This is a genomic window from Amycolatopsis thailandensis (genome assembly GCF_002234405.1).
Lineage (GTDB): Bacteria > Actinomycetota > Actinomycetes > Mycobacteriales > Pseudonocardiaceae > Amycolatopsis > Amycolatopsis thailandensis.
The window spans coordinates 13,392-39,744 of sequence record NZ_NMQT01000050.1 but is presented as its reverse complement, the minus strand read 5'-3'; the positions used below and the strand labels follow the sequence as shown (position 1 = coordinate 39,744).

Below are 26,353 nucleotides of genomic sequence, written 5' to 3'. Positions count from 1 at the left end.
GTGCGGAAGTGATGCAGCTGTGATGCGCCGTCCGGCGAACCTGCCGGTGGAAGAAAACGGACAGGATGAGGAGAACCCCATGCGCAAGCGGTATTACGCGGCGTTGGCCGGTCTGGTCGTGGCGGCGGCGGGCATCGGCGTACCGGCCGCTTCGGCCAGTGACCAGCAGGCCGAAAACGAGCGGCAGGCCTGTCAGCGCGCGTTCGACCGCGCCGTCTGGGAGGACATGGACAGCTACAACAAACGCGACGAGGCCCGCTACCGGGCGATCATCCACAAGAACATGGTGACCGTCGGGCGCAAGGGCAACCTGTTCATCGGCTACGAGGCCAACGTCGAGCCGGTGGTCGACGTGCAGTTCAAGCTTCCGTACGAGTGGAGCATGCCGTGGACGGTGACCCACACCGTCGTCGAGGACTGCAAGATGGGCTTCGCGATCCTCGACGCCTACTACAAGGCGCCGTCGCAGAACATCGACAGGCACTACACGATCAGCCTGACGCTGGTACGCGAGCACGGCAAGTGGCAGGTCATCAAGGACACCGTGACCGACGTGCTGCCCTGAGTCGCCTGTGCCCGGCAGGGTCCGGCCCGCGTGCTCGGACGCGTAACTCACGTGCTCGAGGCCGTAACTCGCGTGCTTGAAGCCGTAACTCACGTGTTTGGAGGCGGAACTCGTGTGTGCGGCTTCTGAGCACGCGAGATCCGCCTCCAAACACGCATGATCCGCCTTCAAGCACGTGAGATCCGTGCCCGATCACGCGAGTTCGGCCTCACGAGGGCTTCCGGCCCACCCCCGCGTACGGCAGCGCGTTGATCTCCGGGTCGTTGGACATGTCGCCGGCTCCCTGGGGGTTCCACATCGCGCAGCCGACGACGCCGGGCTCGACGACGTCGAAGCCCTCGAAGAACGAAAGCACCTGGTCGTGGGTCCGGGGGATGGGGTCGTTCTGGGTGCTCTTGTACGCCTCGATGGCTTCGTCGAGTCCGCTCGAGTCCGCGTCGGCGGCGACGTGCGAGATGGCGAGGAAACTGCCGGGGGCGATGCGTTCCCGGTACCGGGCCAGGATCGCGTGCGGATCCCAGGAGTCCGGCACGAAATGCAGCAGCAGCAACATGAACAGCCCGATCGGCTGGTCGAGATCGAGCAGCTCCCTGGTTTCGGGCGCGTCGAGGATGTCGTTGGCGTCACGGAGGTCGGCCTGGATCGCCGCGCACCGGTCGTTGCCGCGCAGCAGCAGTTTGGCGTGCGCCACGGCGACCGATTCGCGATCGACGTAGACCACCCGGCACGTCGGGTCGAGCTGCTGGACGATCTCGTGGAGGTTCCCGACGGTCGGGATCCCGGAGCCGATGTCGAGGAACTGCCGCACCCCCGCCTCCACCATGTGCAGCGCGGCACGCCGCAGGAAGGCGCGGTTGAGCCGGGCCGCGTCGCGGATCCCCGGCATGATCTTCAGGATCTGTTCGCCGAGGTCGCGGTCGGCCTGGAAGTTGTGGTCGCCGTTGAGCCAGTAGTCGTAGACCCGCGCGGGATTCGGCACGGTCGTGTCGACCTCGGGGGGCACCCAGCTCAGGTTCGAAGTCACCGTCGTCGCCGCCGTTCGGTTGGGATCCGTTGGGGCACAGGAGTCTATCCGGCGCCGGGGAACCGGCTGCCATCGTCCGATCGTGTGGATGTGCGGCGGCGGAACCCCGTCCGCGGCCCGGCGGTCCTAAGGTGACCGGGTTCAGCGTCCAGGCACCGGGAGACGAGCACGATGGCACCACCTCCGGACGTCGCTGTCGCACCGGGCCGATGGCCGCTGCTCGGGCACACCGTGCCGATGCTGCGCGACCCGCTGAAACTGCTGTCGTCCCTGCCCTCGCACGGCGACGTCGTCCGTCTCGACTTCGGCCCGATGCCGGTCTACCTCGTCACCACCCCGGAACTGGCTTGGCGGCTGCTCGCCGTCGACGGGGGGAAGTTCGACAAAGGCATCGTGTTCGACAAGATGCGGCCGTTGTTCGGCGACGGGCTCGCCACTTCCAACGGCGCCTTCAACCAGCGGCAACGGCGGATGATGCTGCCCGCCTTCCAGCGGAGCCGCATCGCGCTCTACGCCGAGACGACGATGACGAAGCTCGCTGTAGACCTTGCCGACTCGTGGAAGCCGGGCGAGGTGGTCGAATTCGACCGGCGGATGCAGGATCTCGCGCTCACCATCTCGGGGCGCACGCTGTTCTCCACCGAACTCGGCGACGAAGCGCTCGCCGAAATCCAGCGGTCCATTCCGATCATGCTGAAGTACGTCATGGTCCGGGCGTTCTCGCCGAAATTCGTGGAGCGGCTGCCGATCCCGGCGAACCGGGAGTTCGACGCCGCGGCCGCGCGCCTGAGGCGGGTCATCGGCGACGCGGTCCTGAAAGCCCGCGAGAAGGGCGGCGACCAGGGCGACCTGCTGTCGATGTTGTTGCTGGCCAAGGACGACGAGACCGGCGAGAAGATGACCGACCGCCAGGTGGAGGACGAGGTCATCACGATCCTCACCACCGGCGCCGAGACCACCGCCGTCGCGCTGGCCTGGTTCTTCCACGAGATCGGGGCGCGGCCGGACATCGAGCGCAGGTTCCACGCCGAGGTCGACGAGGTGCTGGACGGCGGGCCCGCCCGGTTCGAGCACTTGCCGCGCCTGGTCTACACGCACCGGATCATCAACGAGGTCGTCCGCCGGACCCCGCCGGTGATCCTGATGCGGCGCGCGCGGGAGGACGTCGAACTCGGCGGGGTGCGGATTCCCGCCGGTACCGAGGTCGCGGTCAGTCAGCACACGCTGCACCGCGATCCGCGCTGGTTCCCCGAACCCGAACGGTTCGACCCGGATCGCTGGGAGCCGGAGCGCGCGGCCGAAGTGCCGAAGGGCGCCTTCATCCCGTTCGGCGCCGGCGCCCGGCTGTGCCCGGGACACCAGTTCGCGCCCACGGAGATCGCGTTGGTCGCCGCGACGATCGGTGCGAGGTGGCGGCTGGAGCCGCTACCAGGGGTGAAGGTCTTTCCCAAGATCAAAGCGACCATGCAGCCGAACCGGTTGCCGATGACCGTGGTGCCGCGAACGCCGGGCGGGCGGTGAGCGTCCGATTACCCGATGTAAGGTTCATGCTCCTTTCGAGCGTTCCGATTCCGGAGAGGGTTCTGTGAGAATGCCGCTCAAACTGGCCACCGCGGTGGCCGCGTGCTGCGCGCTCCTCGGTGGTTTCCTGGTCGCCGCCCCGGCGGCGGCCGTCGAGATCCGGTGTACCGACGTGGATCTGCCGGTCACCGGCCCGCTCGGCGGACCGGCGACGGTGCACGGCCGGTTCTGCCTGCCCGACGGCCCGGCGCCCGCGGCCGTCCAGTTGCTGGTGCACGGCGGCACCTACAACAGCGCTTACTGGGACCTGCCCTACGACCCGGATCGCTACTCGTACCAGCGCGACATGGCCAAACACGGCTACGCGACCTTCGCGGCGGATCAGCTCGGTTCGGGCGGGAGCAGCAAGCCACCGAGCCTTCCGCTCCTGCTGCCGGCGCTCGCGCGATCGATGCACGAGGTGGTCGGGCATCTGCGCGCGGGACGGGTCGGCGGCACCCCGTTCGCCAAGGTCGTGATCGTCGGGCATTCGGTCGGTTCGGGCATCGTCGCCGCCGAGGCGTCGACGTACCAGGACGTGGACGGCGTGATCCTCTCCGGCATGACGCATCTGCCGTCGGTACCCGCCCTGACCCTCGGTGTGCTCTTCGGTCTGCAGCCCGCGTTCGCGGACGACCAGCTCGGTTCGCTCGGCAGTGATCCGCTCTATTTCACGACGAAACCGGGGGCGCGCGCCGGCCTCTTCTACGCGGCGGAAAATTCCGACCCGCGGGTCATTGCCGCCGACGAGGCGACCAAGGATCAGGTTTCGGTCCCGGGAATGGGGACCGTCGCCGTGTTCGGGATCGTACTGCCCGCGACGAAAGCGATCCGGGTGCCGGTTTTCCAGGCGATCGGGGAGAAAGACATCCTGTTCTGCGGTTTGTTCGCGCTCCGGGACTGTTCGAGCGGCGCGACGCTGCGTCCGGCGGAAGCGCCGTACTACGCGCCCGAAGCCGAACTTTCCACGTATGTTCTGCCCGGTGCCGGACATTCGTTGGCGCTGCACCGCAACGCGTCGCTGTACCGGGACGCCACACGCGATTGGCTGAGGGAAAAGGTCGGTGTTGCAGTACCATAGGGTTACCACCCGATTGGGTGACCAGTAAACCGTGAGTACGGCCAGAGAATCGTGGAGGATGTTTCTCCACCACGGAATGCGAAAACGACCCCAGGACCGGCGGACGTGACTGCCCCACTTCCGAACGGCGATGAGTTCTCCGTATCGCCGGACACCCCGAAGAGAACTTCGTCCTCCGCATCGCCGAAGCGGAAGAACGCCGCGCCGACCAGGGCCACGCTCGCTCGCAAATGGGCGTACCTGGTCACCGGCACGGCGTATCTTCCGTACACCCACGCCCAGATCGAAGAGCATTTCTCCGCTCTGCTGGACGAGGTGTTCGCAGCGGTGCTGAGTGACGACTCCGAGCCCGCGCAGGCCGCCGAGGCCGGCGCGCGGCTCGTCGCGCTCAGGTGCGTCGGGCCGGACAGCCTGCGTCGCACGATGGAGGTGCTCGGCAAGGGGCTCTTGCACGAACCGGAGTTGCGGAGCGTGAAATCGCTCCCCGAACGGGTGCTGCAGGTGCTGGGCTCGCTCGCGTCCGGCTACGGCGAGGCCTTACGCGAGAGCATCCAGACCCAGCAAGAGGATCTGAGCCGCACGCTGGTCACCCTCGAACGCGAGACGCGGCGCGAGCTGGTGCTCACGCAGGCGCGTTTCGAGCAGCTGTTCACCGGCTCGAAGACCGGGGTGGCCGTCACCAGGGTGGACGGCCGGGTCCAGCGGGTGAACCCGGCGTTCGCCGAAATGCTGAACCGGCCCGTCGCCGACCTGACCGGGCTCAACCTCTACGACCTGATCCACCCGGAAGACTCGGACGGCCTGCGCGAGGGCTACCGGAAGCTGCTCGAAGGCGAGACCCATCGGCTCGAACTGACGCGAAGACTCGTCACCGCCGACGACGAGGAGCCGACGTGGGCCGGGTTCACCGGCGCCGTCATCCGCGACCCGGCGGGCGAGGCCCAGCAGCTGATCACCCTCGTCGACGGCGACACCGACGTCTCGCTGCTCCAGCGGCAGCTGAGCCGTCAGGCCCTGCACGATCCGCTGACCGGCCTGCCGAACCGGCAGTTCTTCGGTACCCGCCTGGAGCGGGCGCTGCGGCACGCGGACCCGGCCTTCGGCGTCACGGTCTACCACCTCGACCTCGACGGGTTCTCCCTGATCGCGGGCGGTCTCGGGCAGAAACTCAGTGACAACCTGCTGAAGAACGTCGCCGGGAAGTTGCGTGCCGTCGTGGGCGGCGAGGAGGCGCTCGTCGCCAGGATCGGCGGGGACGAGTTCGGCATCCTCATCCAGAACACGGCCACCAGCCCGGACGTCGCCACCGTCATCGGCATGATCAACCAGGAACTGTCCGAACCGGTCTACCTCGAAGGCGGCAGCGGGGTCGCGGTCTCGGCCTGCGTCGGGGTCGTCCACCGGCCGCCCCGCGACATCGCGCCGAACGAACTTTTGCGCGTCTCGGACATGACACTGCGCCGGGCGCAGAGCAACGGCTACCGGCAGTGGGCGCTGTCCGATTCCGCCCTCGACACCAGGGAACGGCACGAGTTCGGCCTCGCCGTCTCCATGGCGGGTGCCTGGGAGACCGGCGAGATCGAGGTTCACTTCCGGCCGCTGACGTGGCTCGCGGAAGGCAAACCGGCGGGTATCGAGGCGCGGCTCGCGTGGAACCATCCGCGCCACGGCCGGATCGGTCACGACACCTGCGTCCGCTTCGCCGACGAAACCGGTCTCATCGTGCCGCTCGGCGAATGGCTCATCCGCACGGCGTGCGAGGAATCGGACGACAGGCTCCCGATGGTCGTGGGCCTGACACCGCATCAGGCCGCGGACCCCGACCTCGTCGGGTCGGTGCGGAACGTGCTCGCCGCGACCGGGCTCGGGCCGTCACGGCTGCGACTGGGGTTTCCCGCCGGTGCCGTGCTCGCCGAACTCGGGGAGACCGTCGACAACCTGCACCTCCTCGCCGAAATCGGGGTCGACGCCGAATTGCAGGACTTCGGCGTGGCCGGTGACGTCGTCTGTCTCGTGGACGTGCCCGTGCGGACGGTCCGGATCGCTCCCCGGCTCGCGGAACGGCGGACGGAACCCCTGGCGGGACGTGCGCTGCGGAATCTCATCGAGACGGCGAACATCGCGGGCGCGACGGTGATCGCGGACGGGATCGACTCGACCGGCGACGCGGGCTGGTGGCGGTCGGCCGGTGCCCACGTCGGCGCCGGACGCTACTTCGGTTAGGCCGTTTGCCGTAGCGAGGCGCGCTAAGTTACCCGAGGGTTGACGTGCGCGGGCGGATTGGGCAACATCCCAGATCCCGTACCGCACCTCGGAGGCATGCACATGCAGGTAGGCCCGAGGCGTGGTGGGCGTTCCAACGCGCCCGTGGTCGTCTTGAGCCTGTTGCTGGTGGTCGCGCTCGGTGCCTGGTGGGGCGTCGACTACCTCCGGGCCCGGTTGGCGGGCAACGGTTGTGACGCGCTGACGCCGGTCGAGATCACCGCCGCGCCCGACGTCGCGCCGGTGCTCACGCGGCTCGCGGCGACCGTGCCACAGGAAGAATGCTTCCGAGTCGACGTGACCGCGAGCGAGTCGGCCAAGACCGCCGACCTGCTCGGGACCACTGCTTCCGGTGGACCCGACGTCTGGGTTCCCGAGTCGAGCACGATGTTGTCGCAGGCCAGGGACGCCGGCGCGTGGAACCTGCCCGAATCAGGTCAGTCGGTGGCGAATTCCCCGGTGGTGCTGGGACTTCCCGACGAGACCGCGCGCCGGTTCGGCTGGCCGGGGAAACCGCCCGCCTGGCAAGAGGTCCTCGACGGTTCCCCGGTCGGGATGCCGGATCCGGCGCGGGATCCGCTCGGCGTCGCCACGTTGCTCGGCCTGCGGAAGCTGACCGAGCGGGCATCCGATCCCGCGGCGGCCTTCACCGCCGCCCTGCGGAAGCTGAATCCCGCCCCCGGCCAGTTCCCGGCCGCTTTCCCGGCGACCGAACAGTCCGTCCTCGCCCGGGATCTCGTGGCGGCGTACCCGGACGTCCCGGTGCGGGGATTCGACTACCCGTACGTCGTGCTGCCCAAGGCTTCAGAGGCATCCAGGGGCGCGGCGGAACGTTTTCTGCGACTGCTGCTCGATCCGCTCGCCGCCGCGACCTTCGCCGACGCGGGATTCCGCGCGCCCTCCGGCCAGTTCGCCGTACCGCGGGCGCGGGACAGCCGGACCGATCCCGCACCGCGTCCGCCGGGCGCCCCACCCGTGACGGACCTGTACGCCGCCTTGCAGGCCTGGGCGGGGACGAATCTGAGCGCCCGGGTGCAGGTGCTCCTCGACGTCTCCGGTTCGATGGCCGCCTCCGTGCCGGGTACCGGAAAGAGCCGGATGGAACTCACCTTGCAGGCCGCGACGCAGGGGCTCAGGCTGTTCAAACCCACCACCGAACTGGGGCTGTGGCTGTTCTCGACCAAATTGGACGGTGACCGGGACCACCGGGTCCTGTTGCCGATGAAGACGATCGCCGAGCAGACGGCCTCGGGCGGGGTGGAGCAGTTGCAGGCGGTGCGGCCGAAAGCCGGCGGGGCGACCGGGCTCTACGATTCGATCCTCGCCGCGTACCAGAACGCCAGGCAGAACTGGAAACCCGGGCGGATCAACCTGATCGTCGTCCTCACCGACGGACGCAACGAGGACGGCGACACGGTCGGGCTGCCGAGGTTGCTGGAAGAGCTGGGCAAGCTCCAGGATCCGCGGAAACCGTTGCCGGTCATCGGGATCGGCATCGGGCCGGACATCGACGCGTCCGAACTCCGGCAGGTCTCCACCGCCACCGGCGGGGATTCGTTCACCACCCCCGATCCGCGGAAGATCTCGGACGTCTTCTACCAGGCGCTGAGCAAGATCATGTGCCAGCCGCCGACCTGCAAGAATTGAGGCAAGACGTGGTTGTCCGGGGGAAGAGACCTTCGCTGGTCACGATCGCCGCGATCGTCGCCGCCGTGATCCCGTTCGTCCTGCACACCTGGGCCGCGCTGCACGGAAGCCTGGCGCAAGACGATTTCGTCATCACCTATCACGCCGCGAAGGCCGGCCCGTTCGACTTCGGCTACTACTTCCAGGATTACCACGGCCACCTCGCGCCGGGCGGATTCCTGCTCGCCGATCTGCTGACCGCGTGGGCTCCATTGGACTTCGCCGTGCTGATGGCGCCGGTCCTGGTGATGCAGGCGGCGGCCTCGGCGCTGCTGTGGGCGGTGCTGGTGCGCTGTTTCGGGCGCCGCTGGGGGATTCTCGTCCCGTTCACGATGTTCACGGCTTCGCCCCTGCTGCTCGTCCCGACGTTGTGGTGGGCGTACGCGATCCAGCTCGCGCCCGTGCTCCTGGCCGCCACCGCCGCGTTGCACGCCCATGTGCGGTATCTCGCCGACGGCGGGCGCTGGGCGATCGCCACGGTGGCCTGGACCGTCTTCGGCTTGGCCTTCTACGAAAAGGCGGTGTTCATCCCGGTGCTGATCGCCGGGATCACCGTGCTGCTCGGCGTTTCCCTGCGCCGGCACGTCGTGCTCATGGGCGTCTTCGTCGTCGTCCTCGCCGGATACGCCGCCGTCTTCCTGGCGTTGACGACGAGCCAGGTCGGGCAGGGCGGCGGTCCGGTCACCGTCGGCACGGTCGCGGACATGACCGGCCGGATGCTCGGCGACACCTTGGTTCCGGGGCTGGCGGGCGGGCCGTGGTCGGGCCCCGGACCCGGGGCGACGTTCGCCGCTTCCCCTGTCGTAGCTCGGATTCTGCTGCTGCTCGTGGCCGTCGCGGTGCTGGTCGCCGGAATCCGCGTCGGCGGTCTCCGGGCGAAGAAGGCATGGGTGCTGCTGGCGCTGGTGTTCGCGGCGGACATCGGGCTTTCGGCGGCCACCCGGCTCACCGAGGTCGGCCCCGAACTGGGCAGCGATCCCCGCTACGTAGCCGATCTGACACTCGTCGTCGCGCTGTGCCTCGCTTTCGCCTTCCTCGAACCCAAACCGTTCGACCGGCCTTCGGATCCCGTGCCGTCCCCGGCGAAACGTCCGCTCGCCCTGGCGTTGTGCCTTGTCCTGATCGCGAGTTCGGCCGTGGGTTTCTCCCGGCTGGCGCAGGGGTTGCGGTTCGAGCACTCGCGGGATTTCCTCGCCAACGCGCGCGCCTCGATCGAACGGGATCCCGATCTCGTCCTGTACGACACCACGGTGCCGAACGACATCCTGCACGGCTGGTTCGGCGAGAACGCGCGCGTCTCACGGGTGGTGGGCCTGATCCCGGGCTTCCACTTCGACCAGCCGACCAGTCGGATGTCCCTTTTGGACGATTCGGGTGCCGCCAGGACGATCACCGGTGTGGAATCGATTTCCCGTGGCCTGCCCGGCCCCGTGGCGGGGTGCGGGTACACCGTCGGCGAGGAGCCGGTCCGGGTTCCGTTGGACACGCCCGTTCTCGGCCGTCACCTGCTGCGGATCGACTACTTCACTTCGGACGGCGGCGAAGGCTTCGTGGACCGCGTGCCGGTCTGGTTCCAGCCCGGACTGCACACGATGTACCTGCCGATCGAGGGCCTGTTCGACAAGATCGAATTCCGGTTGTCCGCCAAGGGCGCTCCCGTCTGCCTCGCGAAGGTCGACGTCGGCAGGCCGCTCACTCAGTAAGGGTCGTACGGGCTGTCGTGGCCGAAGATCCTCGCCACGGGCGCCAAGCGCAGCCGCAGCAGGATCTTGATCCCGACGTTGCGCAGGAACCAGGGCAGCTGGGCGAGCACGCGCAGCCTGTCCCTCGTCGTCGGCGGGGTGAGGCGGAACCGGGCCATCGACGTCGCGCGGTCGAGGTAGGTGTAGCGCCGTCCGAAGAGGACTTTCGCGATCGTGCCCAGGGTGACACCGATCGAGGAAAAGCAGTCGTGGACCAGGATTTCCTTACCGTCGTCCAGGTTCGTGGACCAGCGCAGGTCGTCGGTGTAGGTCCAGTAGTCGTGCTTGCCGTCGATGTAGAGCAACTGGATCGGGCGATCCCAGCGAGGACGCAGTTTCGTGCTGTACTCCGCCACGAGTTCCACGACGTCCTCGACGCCCGCCTTCTTCAGGTTCGCCTCGAAGCGTTGGCGGGTCGGGGATCCGCCGAACAGCCGTCCGTCGACGAACGGGTCGACCGCGATGACCCGCGCGCCGACCGTGCGCGCGGCACTGGCGAGCACGATCGTCGAACGGCCCTGGTGGCTGCCGATTTCGACGATGAGATCGCCCTTTTCCAGGCGGGAAGCCGCGTTCCACAGGGCAAGGCCCTGATCCCGCGTCATCCAGCCCTTGACGGGTTCGGCGAGCGACCACGCTTCTGCGAAACCGTCTGTCATAGGCGCATAGTAGCCACGTTTCCGCCTAGTATCTACCGGATGGTAACCCCCGGCGCCCTCGCGAAGAAGCCGAGCACGTGGATCGTGCTGGCGCTGACGGTACTGTCCTTTGTGCAGCGTCCCGGCAGGACGACGTTCGACACCAAACTCGACCTCGCGGTGGATCCGCTGGCGTTCCTCGGCCGGGCGCTGCACCTGTGGAATCCCCAGGCGACGGCGGGGGAGTTGCAGAACCAGGCGTACGGCTACCTGTTCCCGATGGGGCCGTTCTTCGCGATGTGCCAGGCCGTCGGGATCCCGGTGTGGATCGCGCAGCGGTTGTGGTGCGCGATCCTGCTCTCGGTCGCTTTCGGGGGCGCTCTGCTGGTGGCCCGCGCGCTCAAGATGGGGAACGAACGGACTCGGCTGATCGGAGCAGTCGGCTACGCCCTCGCACCGAGGATGGTCACCGAAATCGGTTCGCTGTCCTCGGAAATGCTGCCCGCCGTCCTGCTGCCGTGGGTGCTGCTGCCGCTGATCCTCGCCGACCGCATCGGTTCGCCTCGCCGGGCCGCCGGGCTGTCCGCGCTCGCTGTGCTGTGCATGGGCGGGATCAACGGCGCGATGGTCGTGATGGCGCTCGTGCTGCCCGGTTTGTGGCTGCTGACCCGGAAGTGGCGGAGCACCCACGTCGAACTCGTCATCTGGTGGTTCGTCTTCGTCGCCGGGGTGATGCTGTGGTGGATCCTGCCGCTGGTGCTGCTCGGCCAGTACAGCCTGCCGTTCCTGGACTACATCGAATCCGCGACGAACACCACCGCGCCGATGTCGCTGTTCGAAGTGCTGCGCGGCACGAATCAGTGGGTCGCCTACGTCGTCCAGGGCACGCCGTGGTGGCCGTCGGGCTGGGCGCTGATCGACAATCCCGTCCTGATGGCGGCCACCGGGCTGGTGGCCGCGGTCGGGCTGTTCGGACTCGCGCGGCGCGGTCTGCCCGAGCGTCGGTTCCTGGTGCTCGGCGTGCTGACCGGGCTGACGCTGCTGACCGTCGGCTACGTCGGGACGCTCGACAGCCCGCTGGCGGAACCCGTGCGGCATCTGCTCGACGGCCCGCTCGCACCGCTGCGCAACGTGCACAAGTTCGAGCCGGTGCTTCGGCTCCCGTTGATGCTGGCGTTCGTCCACGGCATCACGAGCGCCGCGCCGGCGGTACGGCGGAATCTGCGGCCCGCGCTCGGCGCGCTGCTGGTTCTGGCGATGGCCGCGCCGGTGTGGCTGCTGACGTTGCGGCCGGGGCCGGGCTGGGACGAGGTGCCGGGGTACTGGTACGACGCGATGGGCCACGTCGCCAAGACCGACGCGACGGCGCGCACGCTGCTGCTGCCCGCGACCGGGTTCGGCGAGTACGACTGGGGCCGGACGGTCGACGAACCGGCGCAGGCCATCGCGGACAGTCCGTGGGCCGTCCGCAACCAGGTCCCGCTGGGTTCGGAGGGCAACACCCGCCTGATGGACTCGGTCGACGCGGCCCTGGCCGACGGCAGAGGCGATCCCGGGCTCGCCGCGCTGCTCGCGCGTTCGGGCTACCGGTTCTTGGTGCTGCGCGGGGACATCGACCGCGCCAAGGTCGGCGCCCCCGACTTCACGACGTTGCGCGCCGGCCTAGCCGGGTCGCCGGGGATCGAGAAGTCGGCCCAGTTCGGGCCTTTGGAGATCTTCGAGGTGAAACGGCCGGTCCCGCTGGTCACCGCGACGTCCACGAAGGACGTGCCGACGGTGAGCGGTGGGCCGGAAAACCTGCTGCCGCTGATGAACTCCGGACAGCTCGACCCCGGCACGCCGACGGTGCTGACCGGGGACGGCGGTTCGCCGACCGGACCGAGGCTGGTCACCGACGGGTTGCGCCGCGCCGAACGCAACGTCGGCGGCGTGCGGGACAACCTGAGCCAGACGCTGACCGCGGGGGAGTCGCCGAGACAGCAGCGAGCCGCGCTGGACGTCCTGCCGTTCCCGGGCGAGCAGCACCAGACCGTGGCCGCGTACCGGGGGATCCGCTCGGTGACCGCGTCGACGGCGGCGTCGTTCGCGGACGCCTTCGGCGGTTCCGATCCGAGCCATCAGCCGTTCGCCGCGCTGGACGGGGATCCGCGCACCGCTTGGCATTCCTCGAGTTTCACCGGTCCGATCGGGGAATGGCTCGAAGTCGAACTCGACACCCCGCGGCTGGTGAACACGGTTGATCTCGCGATGGTCGACGACATCCGCGTCGGCTGGCCGCCGACCCGGATCCGGATCACCACGGACAACGGTTCCGTCGAGCACCAGGTCGTCCGGGGCGAAGGCGCGCACACCTACCCGGCGCCGGCGGGGGTGACGCGCAAGGTGCGGATCACACTGCTTTCACTCGTGGTCGGCAGGCAGGACGGGAACGTCGGCATCTCGGAGCTGAAGATCCCCGGCGCGGAACCGCAACGCGCTCTCGAAGTCCCTGCCGATCTGGGGCCGGGTACCGCGCCGGGATTCGCGTTCACGCGGGGCCAGCAGCCGAGGTACGCGTGCGTCCCGGACAACGGGCACGTCCGGTGCGACGCGTCCGCCGCCCGCGACGGCGAGGAACCGGACGGGATCCGGCGGCTGTTCTCGACGACGTCGCAGAGTGCCTACGAGTTCGGCGGCACCGTGCTGCCCGCCGGAGGTGGCCGTGTCCCGGTCACCCTTCCCGGGGTGAAGGTGTCGGCGACTTCGCAACTGGGCGGGGATCCGGCGGCGAGCGCGTTCGCCGCGGTGGACGGGAATCCCGCGACCGCCTGGCATCCCGACGTCACCGATCTGCGGCCGACGATGACCCTGGACTGGGAGAAACCTCAGACTGTCTCCGGGATCCGTGTCGCCGCCGATTCGCACGCGCCCACGCGGCTGGAACTGACGACACCGACGTCGAGCCGCTCCGTCGAACTCGACGCTTCCGGCGCGGCGACGTTCCCGCCGTTGGAGACGTCGCAGCTGAAGATCGCGTTCGCCGGCCTCGACGACGACCAGCGGACCCGGAACTCGCTGAGGATCGGGAGCCTGTCGCTGACCGGCGCCGAACTTCCCGCTCCCGCCGCGGAGTTCACGCTGCCCTGCGGATCGGGCCCGAACGTCCGCCTGAACGGCTTCGACTACGACACCTCCGTGCGCGGCACCCTCGCCGATTTCACCGCGCACCGGCCGATGACGCTCTCCGCGTGTCCCGATTCCCAGGGCGGTGTCGAGCTGGCGGCGGGCGGACACGAACTGCGGACCGACCGGTCCGAGTCCTTCGTGGTCCAGGACCTGTGGCTGAAGCCCGCCGGTGTCGTGCGGGCTCCCGCCGGGCATCGCGCCGTCACCGTGGACTCCTGGGAGGCGACGTCCCGATCGGTCACCGTCGCGGGTGGCGACGAGTCCGTCCTGGCCGTCCCGGAGAACGCCAACGCGGGCTGGACCGCATCGCTGAACGGGACCCCGCTGGTGAAGACGCGTGTCGACGGCTGGCAGCAGGCCTGGATCCTGCCCGCCGGTTCCGGCGGTGTCGTCCGGCTGGAGTTCACCCCGGACTGGAAGTACCGATCGGGCCTGCTGATCGGCGCCGTCGCGATCCTGGCGGTGCTGATCGGTGTGCTGTGGCCGGTCCGCCCACGTCACGTCGCCGTCGGGGCGGGCTCAGGGCGGGTGGTCCCGGTGGTGCTCATCGGGCTGCTGGCCGTGCTGGGCGGGATGCTGCCGATCGTGCTGCTGATCTCCGTCCTGCTGGCCCGCCAGTTCAGCGAACGCGCGCCGCGGTATCTCGCTTTCGGCGGGATGGTCGCGGGCACGCTCGTCGCGGTGGTGGGGCGGCTGCTGGGGCATGGTCAGGAGTGGGCCTATGGACCGGTTACGCAGGCTTCGCTGCTGCTGAGCGCGGCGGCGATGGTGGCGATGTGCGTGCCTTGGTTCGAAGGGCGAGAGATCGAAGGCGACAAGACGTGAGGGTGTGTGGAAATGGGGACGTTGAGTGTCCCTATTCCCACACACCCCCTCATCGCCGGACCTGTCACGACGGGGATCCGCGATTTTTGTCGGTACCCCGTCCGAAGCTGATCAAGTGCGAAGAGGCGAGTGGGCACAGCATCCACAGTTGACGAACGGCCCGATCGTGATCGGGGTCAAGCGGCTCGAAGAGCTCGGCGTGCCCAGAAGAACGATCTGGCGCCGCTGCGAGCCCGGCGGTGTCTGGCGGATGCTGCTGCCCGGCGTCGTTTTACTCGGGAACGGCGAGCCGACCGATGAACAGCGGATCGAGGCGGGATTGCTCCATGCCCGTGAAGGTTCGATGCTCACGGGTGTGTCCGCGCTGAGGCGCTATGGGCTGAGAAACCTTCCGGCCATCGATGACGTGCACCTGCTCGTGCCCGCCGAACGAGGAATCACCAGTACCGGTTTCGTTCACGTCGAACGGACGAGACGCTTGCCGGCGCCGAGGATCAGGTCGGGTGTCCCCACCGCTCCTGTGCCGCGCGCGGTGATCGACGCGGCGCGGCGCGCGCCCGACCTGGACGCGGCAGTGGCGATGATGGCCGAAGCGGTGCGAGATCGTCATTGCTTGCCGTCGGCGCTCGCCGTCGAGATCGAAGAACGGTCTCGCATCGACGAAAGACTGCGGTGGGCGATGATGCCGATCTTGGGCGGCGCGCATTCGGTCGCCGAGGCCGACGCGTGGAACCTTTGGGCACGGTCCGGGCTGCCGGAGCTCCAGTGGAATGTGCGGGTCTTCGACGCGGCGGGCCGGTTCGTCGCGAAGCCGGACGGTTGGTGCGACGAGGTCGCGCTCGCTTGGGAAATCGATTCCCGCGGTTATCACTCCGAGGGGGACCACTTTCGCGCCACTCTGGCGCGGAACGCGCGCTACACCGCGGCAGGGGTCGTCGTTCTCCAGACGTTGCCGTCCCGTCTCCGGTCGGAACCGGACGAGGTCCGGGCAGAACTAAAAGCGGCGTTCGAAAGTGCCCGGCGACGCCCGCGACCCGATGTGCGGCTCCGATGAGTCACCGGCGCGACCGCACTTCCAGTAAAGCCCCGGAGAGGGCGAGAGCCCCGGCACAGCAAGCGGCCACCGTCACCACCTGAGCGGCCGAAGCGTGCAGCCAAGTGGTCACCAGCACCGTTTCGACGACGACGGTCGTCCACATCAGCACGGTCACCCGCCGGTCGCCCGCGGCGAGCCGGGAGAAAAGCAGGATCTGCACCAGCGCGAGCATCGAGCCGGCGAGTGCGAACGGCCAGACGGGCATGGTGCTGGAGGCGTAGCCGGAGCCGCCGATGAACGAAAGCAGGCGTGGCCCGAAGACGAGCGACACGAGGAGGACGAGAGCGTCGAGGGCGCCGCAGACGGCGAGGGCGGCGGGCAGGATGCGGCGCCGGTCGTCGCCGTTCGCGAAGCGGGGGAGCACCAGGACGCCGACGGCCTGGGGGAGCCAGTAGGCGATTTTCGTGACGATGGCGCCGAGCGCGTATTCGCCCGCCTCGTTCGCGGGGAGGGTGTGGCGCGCCAGGACGAGGTCGAGGTTCACCAGCAGGACCAGCGCCAGCATCGCCTGTGCCGCGTGCAGGACGTCGCCCGCTTGCCAGCCAGCCTTGCGTGGTCGCGGCCGTCCACAGAGGAGCCAGCCGCAGAAGATCACCAGGTACGAGCCGATCGCGGTCCCGGCCAGCGCGCCGGTGGCGTCGCCGCCGATCACGAGACCGATCAGCGATCCGCCGACCTTGCCCGCGCCTTCGAGTGACATGAGCCCGGCCAGCAGCGCGAACCGGCCGCTGCCTTGCAGCAGACCGTGGAACAGGCCGAGCAGGGTCAGCGGGCCCAGGGTGACGGCGAGCAGCAGCGCGGGCACCACGGATCCGAGGTGCAGCACGAAGACCAGTACCGGCGCCAGGATCAGGCCGATGGCCGCGACGATGGCGCTCGTCGTGAGCCCGAGCGCCAAGAGCGTCCCGCTGTCTTGTGGCTTTCTCGCGACGCGCAGCGCGACCACGGTTTGCAGGCCCATCGCGGGCACGACGCCGATCACCAGCACCGCCAGCAGCGAACTCAGCTCACCGAAAGTGCCCGGCGCGAGCAGCCGCGCGGCGACGATGCTCAGCGCGTAGGCACCGGCGTTGTTGGCCGCCAGCGCCAGCGAAACGAGGATCGCCGCGACACGCTTGTCGGTCCTGGCCTGATCGACCTCGACGTCTACGCTCAACGGTGCTCCCATTACCGGCGGGTAATCTCCGCGACCATAACCGCGATCGAGGCGGAAAGGGAAGAAGCACTTGGACGCACGGCGCGAACGTCTCATCCTGGCCGCGGTGTCGGCGGGGCTGGCGTTGCTGGTGTTCCTCCCGGTGCTGGGGCGCGGCTTCGTCCTGAGCTACGACATGGTGTTCGCCCAGCGTCAGTCGCTCGTCCCGGACGCGTTCGGGCTCGGCTCCGCGCTGCCGCGTTCGGTCCCCGCCGACGCCGTGATCGCGCTCGCGACAGCGGTCGTTCCGGGCGACATCGTCCAGAAAATCGTCTTGTTCCTTTCGCTTTTCGGAGCGGCATACGGCGCAGCGAGGCTGGTTCCGACGGAGCAACTCGGTACGCGGGTGGTCGCCGCCACCGGTTACGCGTGGACGGCCTACTTCGCGGAGCGGCTGTTCATCGGGCATTGGCCGCTCTTGCTCACCTACGCCGGCCTTCCGTGGATCGTGCGCGCAGCGCTCTCCTTGTGCCGAAGCGAGCCGAGGGCGCTCGCGCGACTGGTACTCGCCTGCGCCCCCGCGGTGCTCACCCCACCCGGTGGGGTGCTGGCCGCGCTCACCGCGATCGTCCTGGCTGGACCGCGAAAACTCGGCCATACCGTCGGTCTCGCCGTCGTGCTCAACCTGCCGTGGCTCGTGCCGACACTCCTGCACGACGGCGGCACGCTGTCGGATCCCGCCGGGGTGGCCGCCTTCAGCGCTCGCGCGGAAAGCTGGGGGCCCGCGATCCTGAGCGTGCTCGGGCTCGGCGGCATCTGGAACGGCGACGTCGTCCCCGGCAGTCGGGGCGCGCCGATGGCGCCGGTGCTGATCCTCGTCACGGTCGCCGTGGCGCTGGCCGGTCTTCGTCCTCTGGCCCGAAGGTGGGGGGTACCTCCGGCGAGAGCGTTGCTGTCGCTGGGAGTTCTCGGTGTCGTGCTCGCCGCGCTGGCGACCCTGCCGTTCGGCGAACCCATGCTGTCCTGGGCGATGGACCACGTTCCCGGCGCGGGACTGCTGCGGGACGCGCAGAAATGGGTCGCCTGGTGGGCACTTCCGGTCGCGCTCGGGTTCGCGCTCGCGGTCGAAGCCGCCGCCACCCGGCTGCGGACCGGCGCGGCGCGCGGGGCGCTCGTCGTGGCCGCCGCGCTCTTTCCCTTGCTCACCATGCCCGACCTCGCCTGGGGCGGCTGGGGAAAGCTCGAAGCGGTGCGCTACCCGGACGACTGGAACGCCGTCCACCGCGTGCTCGCGGAGGACGACCGGCCCGGCGACGTCGTCGCGCTGCCGCTGTCCACGTTCCGCAGATTCGCCTGGAACGACCACCGCACCCAGCTGGATCCGGCGCCACGCGCGCTGCCGGAGACCGTCCTCACCGACGACACGTTGCGGGTCGGCGGCGAGGTGATCGACGGCGAGGATTCCAGAATGGACCGTGTCCGCGCCGCGAAGTCGCCCGAAGACCTGGCGGGCGCGGGAATCGGCTGGATCCTGGTCGAACACGGGACGCCGGGACGGGTCGACCCGCGGTTGCTGACCGGCGCGGTACCGGTGTGGTCCGGTGAGTGGCTCACGCTTTACCGCACTCCGGGTGCGCCTGTCGTGACCGTGACGCGATCACCGCTCCCGGTGATGCTGGCAAACGGAGTAGCGCTGCTGTCGATCGCCGCCGCGCTGTTGTGCCTCAAGTTACCGGTGCGTACATTGAGCCGACGCAGGAATTCCCTGTCGCGGAAGGAGTAGGTCTTGGGCACCCTCATCGGCGCGGCCGCCGCCGTCATCATCGGGCTCGCAACGGCCGCAGGGGGGAGTTACGCGCTGACGAACTCCGCCGATCCGGACGCCGCGCCCCAGGTGCAGGCGAAGATCAAGGAACAGTTCAACCCGAATTCGGGCCCCGAGGCCGTCATTTACGGCAACCGCTGAGCCGGTGTCCGAGCTCGCCTCCGACCACGCGGGCCGGGTCGTCGGGCTCTACGGCGACCCCACCGTCTCCTGGAGCATCCTCCTGGAAGCGAGGCTGTCTTCGGTCCTGACGCCGGAAAAGGCGCGGATGCGGCTGGCGGTCGCGGTCGGGGAACGACCGTGGCTCGGGGCCGCTCCCGACGTCGAAGCTGTTCCCGGGAAAGAACTCCCGGCGACCCGCGATCGCTTCGCCGAGGCGGCGTACGAACGCGGTGCGCCGTTGCTGCGCGTCGCGGTCGGCACCGACGAACCCGTCGTGCTGATCGCCGCGCACCACGGCGCGCTCGACGGTCTCGGCCTGCTCGCCATCCTCGGGCTGGCCGTCGACGTCCCGATTTCGTCCGCCGCCAAGGGGATCGGCGCGCGCACAGCGGATCGGTCCTTTCTCACGTCGGCCTTCCACAGGCTCGCTGAAGCGCTTTTCGCGCCTCCGGCGAGGATCACCCCGGAACGCGCCGAAAGTCGCCCAGGTGACGTGTTCAGCGCCAGGATCCTCCCTCGCTCACGGTTCGGTTCCTCGGCTTTCGCGGCGGCGGCCGCGCGGTTGACCGGGACGTGGAATGCCCGGCACGGAAGGAAAACCGCCCGGGTCGTGGCCGCCGTGGGGGCGTCGTGGCGAGGCGGCGCCGCACCGGAACCCGAACACGACAGCGCGTTCTTCCGCTTGCGGCTCGGCGGGAATCCCGCCGTCGCCGAAGTCGGCGCGCTGCTGGCCACCCAGCCGCCGGAACCCGATTTCCCCGCCCGCAGCAGCAGAATCGCCCGGTTGGGCACGCGGCTGCTGGCGGGCAGGCTCGGTTCGACCTACCTGGTTTCCAACCTCGGCGTCGTTTCGGCGGCGGACGCGGTCACCTCGATCGCGTTCTATCCCGCCGCCAGCGGCCGCTCAGGCGTGGCGTTCGGCGCGGCGACCGTCGGGGAGACGAGCACCGTCACCGTGCGCGCACGCCGCAAGGACTTCGACGCCGCCGCCGCGGCCGGGCTGGCCGACGGGCTCGTCGAAGCCCTGCGGGCTCAGGACCCTGGGATGAGGGATGGCCACTCCGGCCACGTCGCGCACGAGTGATTCGAAGCGGTTCACGCTGTGCTCCCAGTCGAACAGGCTCGCCCAGGTGACGCCGGCCCGGCCCATCTCGTTCCGGCGTTTCCGGTCGGCGAGCAGACCGTCCACCTGGGCGGTGAAATCGGCGAAGTCGTCGGCCAGCAGTCCGGTCTTGCCCTCCACAATGGATTCCGCCACCCCGCCCGCGGCCCGGTAGGCCACCGACGGCACACCGTGCGCGGCGGCCTCCATGATGACGATTCCCCAGCCCTCCTTGACCGAAGGGCACAGGTGCAGCCAGGACCGTTCCAGGATCTCGTGTTTCGCGGCCTCGTCCACCCAGCCGTGCAGCCGCACCCGGTCTTCGACACCGCGGTCACGGGCGTGCTTGCGCAGGACCTCCTCCCACGGTCCCTGGCCGACCACCTCCAGCCGCAGCGTCGGCCAGCATCGCGTCAGTTCCGCGACGACGTCGATCGCGTGCTCGATCCGCTTGTGCGGCACCAGTCTGCTGACCGCGACCAGCGTCGGCTCGTTCTCCCGGACGGCCTTGCCGCGCGGGGGAGTGTCCAAACCGTTGGGTACCACGGTGATCCGTGATCCCTCGACGCCGAGGCCGGCGAGCTCGCCCTTGGTGATCTCGGAAACCGTGACGTAGCGGCAGTGCCGGAACAGCCACGGCGCCAGCCGGGACTCGATCCACCAGCCGACCCGGCCCAATGTCTCGCCGAGTGCGCTGATCCACTGTTCCTTGTGGACGTGGTGCACGAGCACGAGAACCGGGCATCCCGCCACCAGCCTGGCGAAGAACGGCATCCCGTTCTGCACGTCGACCACGAGGTCGGCGTGTGCCCTGCGGATCGCCCGGAGCGCGTGGAGGTAGACGCCGAACTTGTTGCCGCGGCGGCGATAGCGGACACCGTCGCGCCATTCCCCGGCGTTCGCGCCCGGATAGGCCGCGCACTGGATCTCGACCCGGTACCCGGCCTTGGCGAGTCCTTCGGCCATCCGCTCGACGTACCGCTCGGAGCCGCCGCCTTCGGGATGCCCGGTGTCGCGCCAGTTGACGAGCAGCACACGTGGCCGTTCCATCGTGGTTCTCCCAACCTGTTGGCGACAATGCTAGGTTACCGGTGCGTACACGGTAGATGAATCATTCTCGGAAAGCGATGGTTCGATGGTCGGTAATCGGTCGGTGACCCCTGAAACGATCCCTCATCGCGCCGGCTTGCGCCGATCGGTGACGTTGTTCCGGGCTTTTCTCACCGAGCAGACGGATCCGGACGGTTTCTATTCGGTGCTGGCCGATGACTCCGTCCGGCAATTGGCGCAGCACACTCCGTTGAACGGCAGGACCATCGTCGACGTCGGCGGCGGGCCCGGCTATTTCTCCGATGCCTTCCGTGCCGCGGGAGCCGCCTACCTGGGCATAGATCCCGACGTCGGCGAGCTGACGGCGCGGGGTGAGGCCGGGGAGAACATGGTGCGCGGCAGCGGGACGCGACTGCCGGTACGCACCGGATCCGTGGACGTCTGCTATTCGTCGAACGTCCTCGAACACGTTTCCGAACCCGAGGTCATGCTGGCCGAGATGTGCCGGGTGACCAAACCGGGCGGGACGGTTTTCGCCTCGTTCACGCCCTGGTATTCACCATGGGGCGGGCACGAGACGGCGCCTTGGCATTTCCTCGGTGGCGCCTACGCCCGGCGGCGTTATCTCGAAAAGAACGGCAAGGAGCCGAAGAACAAATTCGGCGAGAGCCTTTTCGCTTATTCGGCCGGCGCGGCCATCCGGTGGGGGAAGGCCACGCCGCTCGCCGATCTCCAAGAGGTCTACCCGCGCTACCACCCTTCCTGGGCCCAGTGGATCGTGCGTGTCCCCGGCGTCCGGGAAGTGGCGTCGTGGAACCTGGTGATGGTGCTGCGCAGGCGTTAGTGCCGCGAAGGCGTGCGGCGCTTCGCCAGCAGGAAGACCCCGAGCGCGAGGAAGACCGCGCCGGCGATCCCGAGCACGATCGGCCCGGTGCTCCCGATGAAGTCGAGCTTGCCCTTGTTCTCGTCGACCTGCTTGACCATCGCGTCGACGGTCGCGTCGGTGAAGGCCAGTTTGCCGTCGAAGACCACCGTGGGCGTGGGGTTCGCGGCCGACCGGAGTTCCTGGTGCGACTGCTGTTCCTGCTTGACCTGGATCCCCGTCACCGGCTCGATCCAGCTGGTGATGGTGCCCTGGTAGAACTGGCCCGCCTCGACCGAGTCCCCGGTGGCGCCGATGAGTGAACCGGGCACCTTCTTCGTCGAGATCTTCGTGTCGGGGATCTCCTGGACGAACTTGTAGACCTCGACGCCCTTGATCTCGTCGACACCCTTGAACCGGGCCTGCACCGCGCGGCCGGTGTTGTCGTCGTAGACCTGGTAGTCCTTCTGTTCGGTACCGAAGGGGAACTTGAAGTTCAGGCCGGGCTGCGGCTTGTACTCCTGGATCTCCTTGGGCTTCTCGTTCTCCTTCTCGGCCTTCTCTTCTAGCTTGGTGACGAAGCTGCTCTTGTCGGAGCACTTGGACTCCTGGTCGCCGCCCGGCGGCACGTAGCCCTCCGCGGTGCGGCGGTCGAAGCAGACCTGGCGCTTGCTCGCGCTGACCACGGTGTCGTCGGCGGTGTCGACGACCGACACGGCCATCAGCCATACGGCGACGTCCGTGCCCTCCTGCATCTCCGGCGGCGCGAAGTTCGCCACCACGTGGGCGGTGGCCTTCAGTTTGGCGTCGTCACGGATCTCGGTGACGGTCTTGCCGTCCACGGTCTTCACCGCGAGCACCTTGGACGCGGTGCCTTCGAGGATCGACGTCGATTCCTGGTTCAGTGGCACCTTGGCGAGTTCGGGTTTCACGTAGGTCGGCAGCAACACCGCGCCGGCGACGGCGAACACTCCTAGGGCCAAGAAGATCAGGCTCAACGCTCGTCGCAACGGTCCTCCTGGTGAAACCACGGAAACATCCACATTACCCATCGGTAATCGGTCGCCAGATAGTGGCTCGCGGGCCGGTCAGCGTCAAAGGTGTGACCGGCGGTCACAGGCACGCCGTGCGACCGGAAGGCGGTACGGAAGCGGCCATTCGGCGCAGACCGCCAAACATGTTTGTTCCCGGGAACAACGTGAGCGGGCCCACTATCGGACGACTTCCGGTGCGTGGAAAGGAACTTTGTGCCGCAGGACGCGATCGATCCCCGCGCGCTGGACATCGGCGCCTACTCGGATTCCATCACCGACGTCGAGCTCCGCGACGCGGTCGCGGACGTCGCGGCGTTGCTTTCGTTGCACGGCAACGTGATCCGCGACCTCGACGCCAGGAGATCACGGTGGCGTCCCGGGCGGCGCTCGCCGCATCCCGACATCGTCCTGTCCGGGGCCGGACGCCGTCCACAGTGGACGAGGTCCGCCAATCCCGAGGTCACTTTGCCGGTCGCCACGACCACCCGCGGCCGCACGCTCGCGGTACGGCTCACCGCGCGGCCCGGTCTCGGGCACACGTTGCTGGACCTCGCGAAGATCATCGACGCCGACATGGCGCCGGAGAGACGCTCTTAAGGCCGGTCGTCCGCGAGCCGGACCGCTTCCAGCGCGACGTAGAGCTCCCCGACGTCGACAGGATCGGACAGGTCGCGCCGGGTCAGTTCCTGCACCCGGCGCAGCCGGTACCGGACCGTGTTCGGGTGGACGATCAGCCGGTCCGCGGCCTCCTTCGCCGAACCGTGCCCGGCGAACCACGCGACCAGGGTGTCGAGCAGGACCTGCCGTTCGGCCGCGGGCAGCACCAGGAGTCCGGTGAGTACCGCGCGGACGACGTCGCGTGACATCTCCGGCGCGCTCGCGACCAGCGTGGTGACCGGCGAGTCACCGAAGACGGCGACCCCGGTGGCCCCCGTCGCCAGCGAACGGCGGGCGATCCGCGCCCGGTGGACCGCGTCCGGTACGTCGAGGAACCCGTTGAACGGCCTGCTCATCCCCACCGCCAGCGGCAGTGTGCCCAGGACGTCACGCAGCCGGCGGACGTCCTCGACGCGGTCGATCACGACCAGGCCGATCTCGGCGCCCGGCCGCCAGACCGACTTCCAGCGCCGTGCCCGCAGCAGCGCCTCGACCCCGGGGCGTTCATCCGGCTCGACGGCCTCGGTCACGACGGCGACGAACGTGCCCGCCGCCGGGAGATCGAGTTCCTTGGCGGCGTTCTCGACTTCCACCTGGGTGGCGAACCTGCCCTGGAGCAGGCCGTCCAGCAGGGCGAGCTTCTCCTGGGAGAGTTCGGCGGCGACCTCGCTGTACGCGGTGGTCAGCGCGTCGGAGTAGAGGTCGATGGTCTTCCACACGTTGGAATTGATCTCCACCGTGCGCGCGGGGTTGATGAATCCCGGACCCGCCAGCTCCAGCAGTCGTTCGTAGACGAAGATCCCACCGATCCGGAACGCGCGGAGCACGGACGGCAACGGGATACCCTGCCGGGCCTGCGCCAGTCCGGTCTTGCGGGCCGCGTCGAGCGGGAGCCCCCGCCCCTCGACGAGCGCTGTCAGCGCGCGTTCCAGATTCGCCCGGCAGACCTTGCGCAACTCGTCCGGCGCGGTGCTGTCCACCTGGTGGTAGAACTCGTCCTCGTCGCTGAGAAGCCGGGCCAGGCGATCGCTGAACTCGGGCAGCCGGGTGAGCATCGCCTGCATGAGCACACGCTGCTCCCGGGGTGCGGGAGTAGCGAGAGCTTCGGTGCCCATCCGTCAACTCTAACCCGACGGAGCGGCCGCTTTTTATCACGATGCGACGAAAGGGCGGTTTCCGGTGCTGAGCGTGGCTGACAAACGGGACGGACACCGCCGGACGGGGACCCCCTCCGCCCGGCGGTGTCCGAGGTGGTCCGCGATCAGTGGTTGATCTTGAACCACGGCTGCGACCAGCCGAGATAGGTGTAGTTCCACTTGCTCTTGATCTGCGCGATCGTGGTCTCGGTGAAGCTGCCGGGGCCGTTGATGTCGTTCGACAGGAACTTGCCGCCGCCGATGGAGATCATGGTGTGCCCGGTGCCGCCGTTGCTGAAGAAGGCGAGCCCGCCCGCGGGGACCTGGGTGTCACCCGGGTGCTTGTACGAACCGGGGAGCTGGGTCCAGTGGACGTACGCCGTCTCCGAGCCGCTCGCTGTCCAGCCGTAGGCCCACGAGTTGATCCGGTCGCACCAGCGGTAGTAGTCCGGGTCGTTGTTGGTGTGCACGTGCGCCTTCGCCCACGCGACGGCTTCGGCGCAGGTCCTCGGGTTGCCGGTGCCCGCGGTGGAGCAGGAGAGGGTGCTGCCGGCGCAGTCCGGGGCGACCCGGCCGTCCGAGCCGGTGTAGACGTAGGCGTCGCTGATGTAGCCGCCCTTCGACGGCACGTAGTCCCAGATGTCGGTGGTGCCGTACTTCCCGGTCACCGTCGAGCCGTTCGCCTGGCAGTCGATCGTGACGGCGGTGCCGCTCGCGACCGTGCCGACCGAGCTCGCGCTGGTGCTCGGGCTCGACCGCACCGTCACGGCCACCCCGGAGTCGGTGTTCACCGTGCCCGACGCCGCCAGTGCCTCGCCCGCGCCGCCGAGCATGATCGCCCCGGCCAGCGCGATCGTGCCCACGGCACCTCTGACGATCCTGGATCGGATCTTCATTTCTGTCCTCCAGTGGTATCCCCGAATAGGTGGACAGGATGGAGGACCCTCGTACAAGCGGCGTACAAGAAATCGATCGTCCGAAGTGGACGGTTCTATACCGGGACGAGCTCCGGTTCGGTGGTATGGCCGATGATCGGGACATCGGCCGCGTAACGGGCGTTCCGCTCGGTGAGCAGGGCACGCAGCCGCGCCAGCGCCCGGAACTGGGCCGCGCGGACCGCTCCGGCGCTCGGCAGGCCGAGCCGTTCGGCCGTCTCCTCGGCCGAAAGGCCGAACACGAACCGGAGGACGAGCACCTCCCGGTGCGGCATCGGCAACCGGGCCAGCAGGACCCCGGCCTGCATCCGGTGCTCCAGCCGCTCGATCTCGTCCGGGTCGCGGCGGGCCCAGAAGGTCAGGGCGTCGCCGACCTCGGGGACGGAGGCCACCGGTTCGCGGGAGCGGCGCCGATGGAAGTCGGCCACCTTGTGCCCGGCGATCCCGAGGACGAACGCGAGGAACCGGTCCGGGCGGTACCGGTATCGGGGCAAGGCGATCAGGACCGCTTGCAGCACCTCCTGCGCGCAGTCCTGGGCGTCGCAAACGCCCGTCCCGGCCGTCGGGAGCCGGGAGGCGCAGTAGCGGAACACGTGCGGGGAAAGGAAACGAGCCAGTTCCCGGATCGCGTCCGGATCACCCGCGACGGCCGCCCGGACGAGTCTGCTGTCCGGGTTGGGCAGCCGCCTCGCCGTGGCGTCGGCACGGGAGTCAGCGGGTACCGTCGATGGCGCTACCTCGTCCAAGTCTGCGCTCCTGGGTCGGGGGAACTGGCCGCCAAGGTGCGCCCGTCATCGGGGACTAGGACTTC

The 26,353-nt window shown here is 68.9% G+C and carries 20 protein-coding genes; 12 read left to right on the top strand and 8 right to left on the bottom strand.

The features are described from left to right. Positions 1-79: 79 nt before the first annotated feature. On the top strand, positions 80-565 hold the full coding sequence (locus CFP71_RS14410) for a hypothetical protein (protein ID WP_093934396.1): 486 nt from the start codon (positions 80-82) through the stop codon (positions 563-565). Between the two features lie 208 nt (positions 566-773). On the opposite strand, the gene CFP71_RS14405 is transcribed toward CFP71_RS14410, so the two are convergent. Then, positions 774-1,589, bottom strand: coding sequence for an SAM-dependent methyltransferase (locus CFP71_RS14405; RefSeq protein WP_093934355.1), 816 nt, complete (start codon positions 1,587-1,589; stop codon positions 774-776). 171 nt (positions 1,590-1,760) lie between these two features. On the opposite strand from CFP71_RS14405, the gene CFP71_RS14400 reads away from it, so the two are divergent. The 5 genes from CFP71_RS14400 to CFP71_RS14380 all read left to right on the top strand — a co-directional run bounded on the left by CFP71_RS14400 (position 1,761) and on the right by CFP71_RS14380 (position 9,881). Then, positions 1,761-3,110, top strand: a complete 1,350-nt coding sequence (locus CFP71_RS14400) for a cytochrome P450 (RefSeq protein ID WP_093934354.1) — start codon at positions 1,761-1,763, stop codon at positions 3,108-3,110. A gap of 70 nt (positions 3,111-3,180) precedes the next feature. Next, positions 3,181-4,230 (top strand): alpha/beta hydrolase, encoded by a 1,050-nt coding sequence (locus CFP71_RS14395; RefSeq protein ID WP_093934353.1) that lies wholly within the window; start codon positions 3,181-3,183, stop codon positions 4,228-4,230. 105 nt (positions 4,231-4,335) lie between these two features. Next, positions 4,336-6,453, top strand: a complete 2,118-nt coding sequence (locus CFP71_RS14390; protein WP_093934352.1) for a putative bifunctional diguanylate cyclase/phosphodiesterase — start codon at positions 4,336-4,338, stop codon at positions 6,451-6,453. Positions 6,454-6,555: 102 nt separating this feature from the next. After that, complete coding sequence (locus CFP71_RS14385; RefSeq protein ID WP_093934351.1) at positions 6,556-8,139, top strand: substrate-binding and VWA domain-containing protein; 1,584 nt, start codon at positions 6,556-6,558, stop codon at positions 8,137-8,139. An 8-nt stretch (positions 8,140-8,147) separates the two neighbouring features. Further along, positions 8,148-9,881, top strand: coding sequence for a hypothetical protein (locus tag CFP71_RS14380; RefSeq protein ID WP_093934350.1), 1,734 nt, complete (start codon positions 8,148-8,150; stop codon positions 9,879-9,881). On the opposite strand, the gene CFP71_RS14375 is transcribed toward CFP71_RS14380, so the two are convergent. After that, positions 9,875-10,579, bottom strand: coding sequence for a class I SAM-dependent methyltransferase (locus CFP71_RS14375; RefSeq protein ID WP_093934349.1), 705 nt, complete (start codon positions 10,577-10,579; stop codon positions 9,875-9,877). The two genes, CFP71_RS14380 and CFP71_RS14375, sit on opposite strands and share 7 nt — an antisense overlap. A 39-nt stretch (positions 10,580-10,618) precedes the next feature. Between CFP71_RS14375 and CFP71_RS14370 the strand changes: the two genes are divergently transcribed. Both CFP71_RS14370 and CFP71_RS14365 read left to right on the top strand, forming a co-directional pair. After that, positions 10,619-14,548 (top strand): alpha-(1->3)-arabinofuranosyltransferase, encoded by a 3,930-nt coding sequence (locus CFP71_RS14370; protein ID WP_093934348.1) that lies wholly within the window; start codon positions 10,619-10,621, stop codon positions 14,546-14,548. Positions 14,549-14,696: 148 nt separating this feature from the next. Further along, positions 14,697-15,602 (top strand): hypothetical protein, encoded by a 906-nt coding sequence (locus CFP71_RS14365; RefSeq protein WP_093934347.1) that lies wholly within the window; start codon positions 14,697-14,699, stop codon positions 15,600-15,602. 1 nt (position 15,603) lies between these two features. On the opposite strand, the gene CFP71_RS14360 is transcribed toward CFP71_RS14365, so the two are convergent. Next, positions 15,604-16,800 carry a lipopolysaccharide biosynthesis protein gene (locus CFP71_RS14360; protein WP_093934395.1) on the bottom strand — a complete coding sequence of 399 codons (1,197 nt, stop codon included), beginning with the start codon at positions 16,798-16,800 and terminating at the stop codon, positions 15,604-15,606. A gap of 70 nt (positions 16,801-16,870) precedes the next feature. On the opposite strand from CFP71_RS14360, the gene CFP71_RS14355 reads away from it, so the two are divergent. Together CFP71_RS14355 and CFP71_RS14350 are read left to right on the top strand one after the other, a co-directional pair. Further along, entirely contained in the window at positions 16,871-18,562 is a 1,692-nt protein-coding gene (locus CFP71_RS14355) for an MmpA family trehalose lipid delivery protein (RefSeq protein ID WP_093934346.1), read from the top strand. 3 nt (positions 18,563-18,565) lie between these two features. After that, entirely contained in the window at positions 18,566-18,745 is a 180-nt protein-coding gene (locus tag CFP71_RS14350; protein ID WP_093934345.1) for a hypothetical protein, read from the top strand. Between the two features lie 925 nt (positions 18,746-19,670). Here CFP71_RS14350 and CFP71_RS14340 read toward each other — a convergent pair. Further along, entirely contained in the window at positions 19,671-20,903 is a 1,233-nt protein-coding gene (locus CFP71_RS14340) for a glycosyltransferase family 4 protein (protein WP_093934394.1), read from the bottom strand. 163 nt (positions 20,904-21,066) lie between these two features. Between CFP71_RS14340 and CFP71_RS14335 the strand changes: the two genes are divergently transcribed. After that, positions 21,067-21,762, top strand: a complete 696-nt coding sequence (locus CFP71_RS14335; protein WP_093934393.1) for a class I SAM-dependent methyltransferase — start codon at positions 21,067-21,069, stop codon at positions 21,760-21,762. On the opposite strand, the gene pgfA is transcribed toward CFP71_RS14335, so the two are convergent. After that, complete coding sequence (pgfA, locus tag CFP71_RS14330) at positions 21,759-22,790, bottom strand: cell envelope lipid trafficking protein PgfA (protein ID WP_167406120.1); 1,032 nt, start codon at positions 22,788-22,790, stop codon at positions 21,759-21,761. The genes CFP71_RS14335 and pgfA overlap by 4 nt on opposite strands. A gap of 237 nt (positions 22,791-23,027) precedes the next feature. Between pgfA and CFP71_RS14325 the strand changes: the two genes are divergently transcribed. Beyond that, positions 23,028-23,411 carry a hypothetical protein gene (locus CFP71_RS14325; RefSeq protein WP_093934343.1) on the top strand — a complete coding sequence of 128 codons (384 nt, stop codon included), beginning with the start codon at positions 23,028-23,030 and terminating at the stop codon, positions 23,409-23,411. On the opposite strand, the gene CFP71_RS14320 is transcribed toward CFP71_RS14325, so the two are convergent. The 3 genes from CFP71_RS14320 to CFP71_RS14310 all read right to left on the bottom strand — a co-directional run bounded on the left by CFP71_RS14320 (position 23,408) and on the right by CFP71_RS14310 (position 26,288). After that, positions 23,408-24,586 carry a PucR family transcriptional regulator gene (locus CFP71_RS14320; RefSeq protein WP_093934342.1) on the bottom strand — a complete coding sequence of 393 codons (1,179 nt, stop codon included), beginning with the start codon at positions 24,584-24,586 and terminating at the stop codon, positions 23,408-23,410. The two genes, CFP71_RS14325 and CFP71_RS14320, sit on opposite strands and share 4 nt — an antisense overlap. 146 nt (positions 24,587-24,732) lie before the next feature. Beyond that, positions 24,733-25,503 carry a hypothetical protein gene (locus CFP71_RS14315; protein WP_093934341.1) on the bottom strand — a complete coding sequence of 257 codons (771 nt, stop codon included), beginning with the start codon at positions 25,501-25,503 and terminating at the stop codon, positions 24,733-24,735. Between the two features lie 95 nt (positions 25,504-25,598). Beyond that, a complete protein-coding gene (locus CFP71_RS14310) occupies positions 25,599-26,288 on the bottom strand; it encodes a sigma-70 family RNA polymerase sigma factor (protein ID WP_093934340.1) in 690 nt (229 codons plus the stop codon). Positions 26,289-26,353 lie beyond the last annotated feature (65 nt).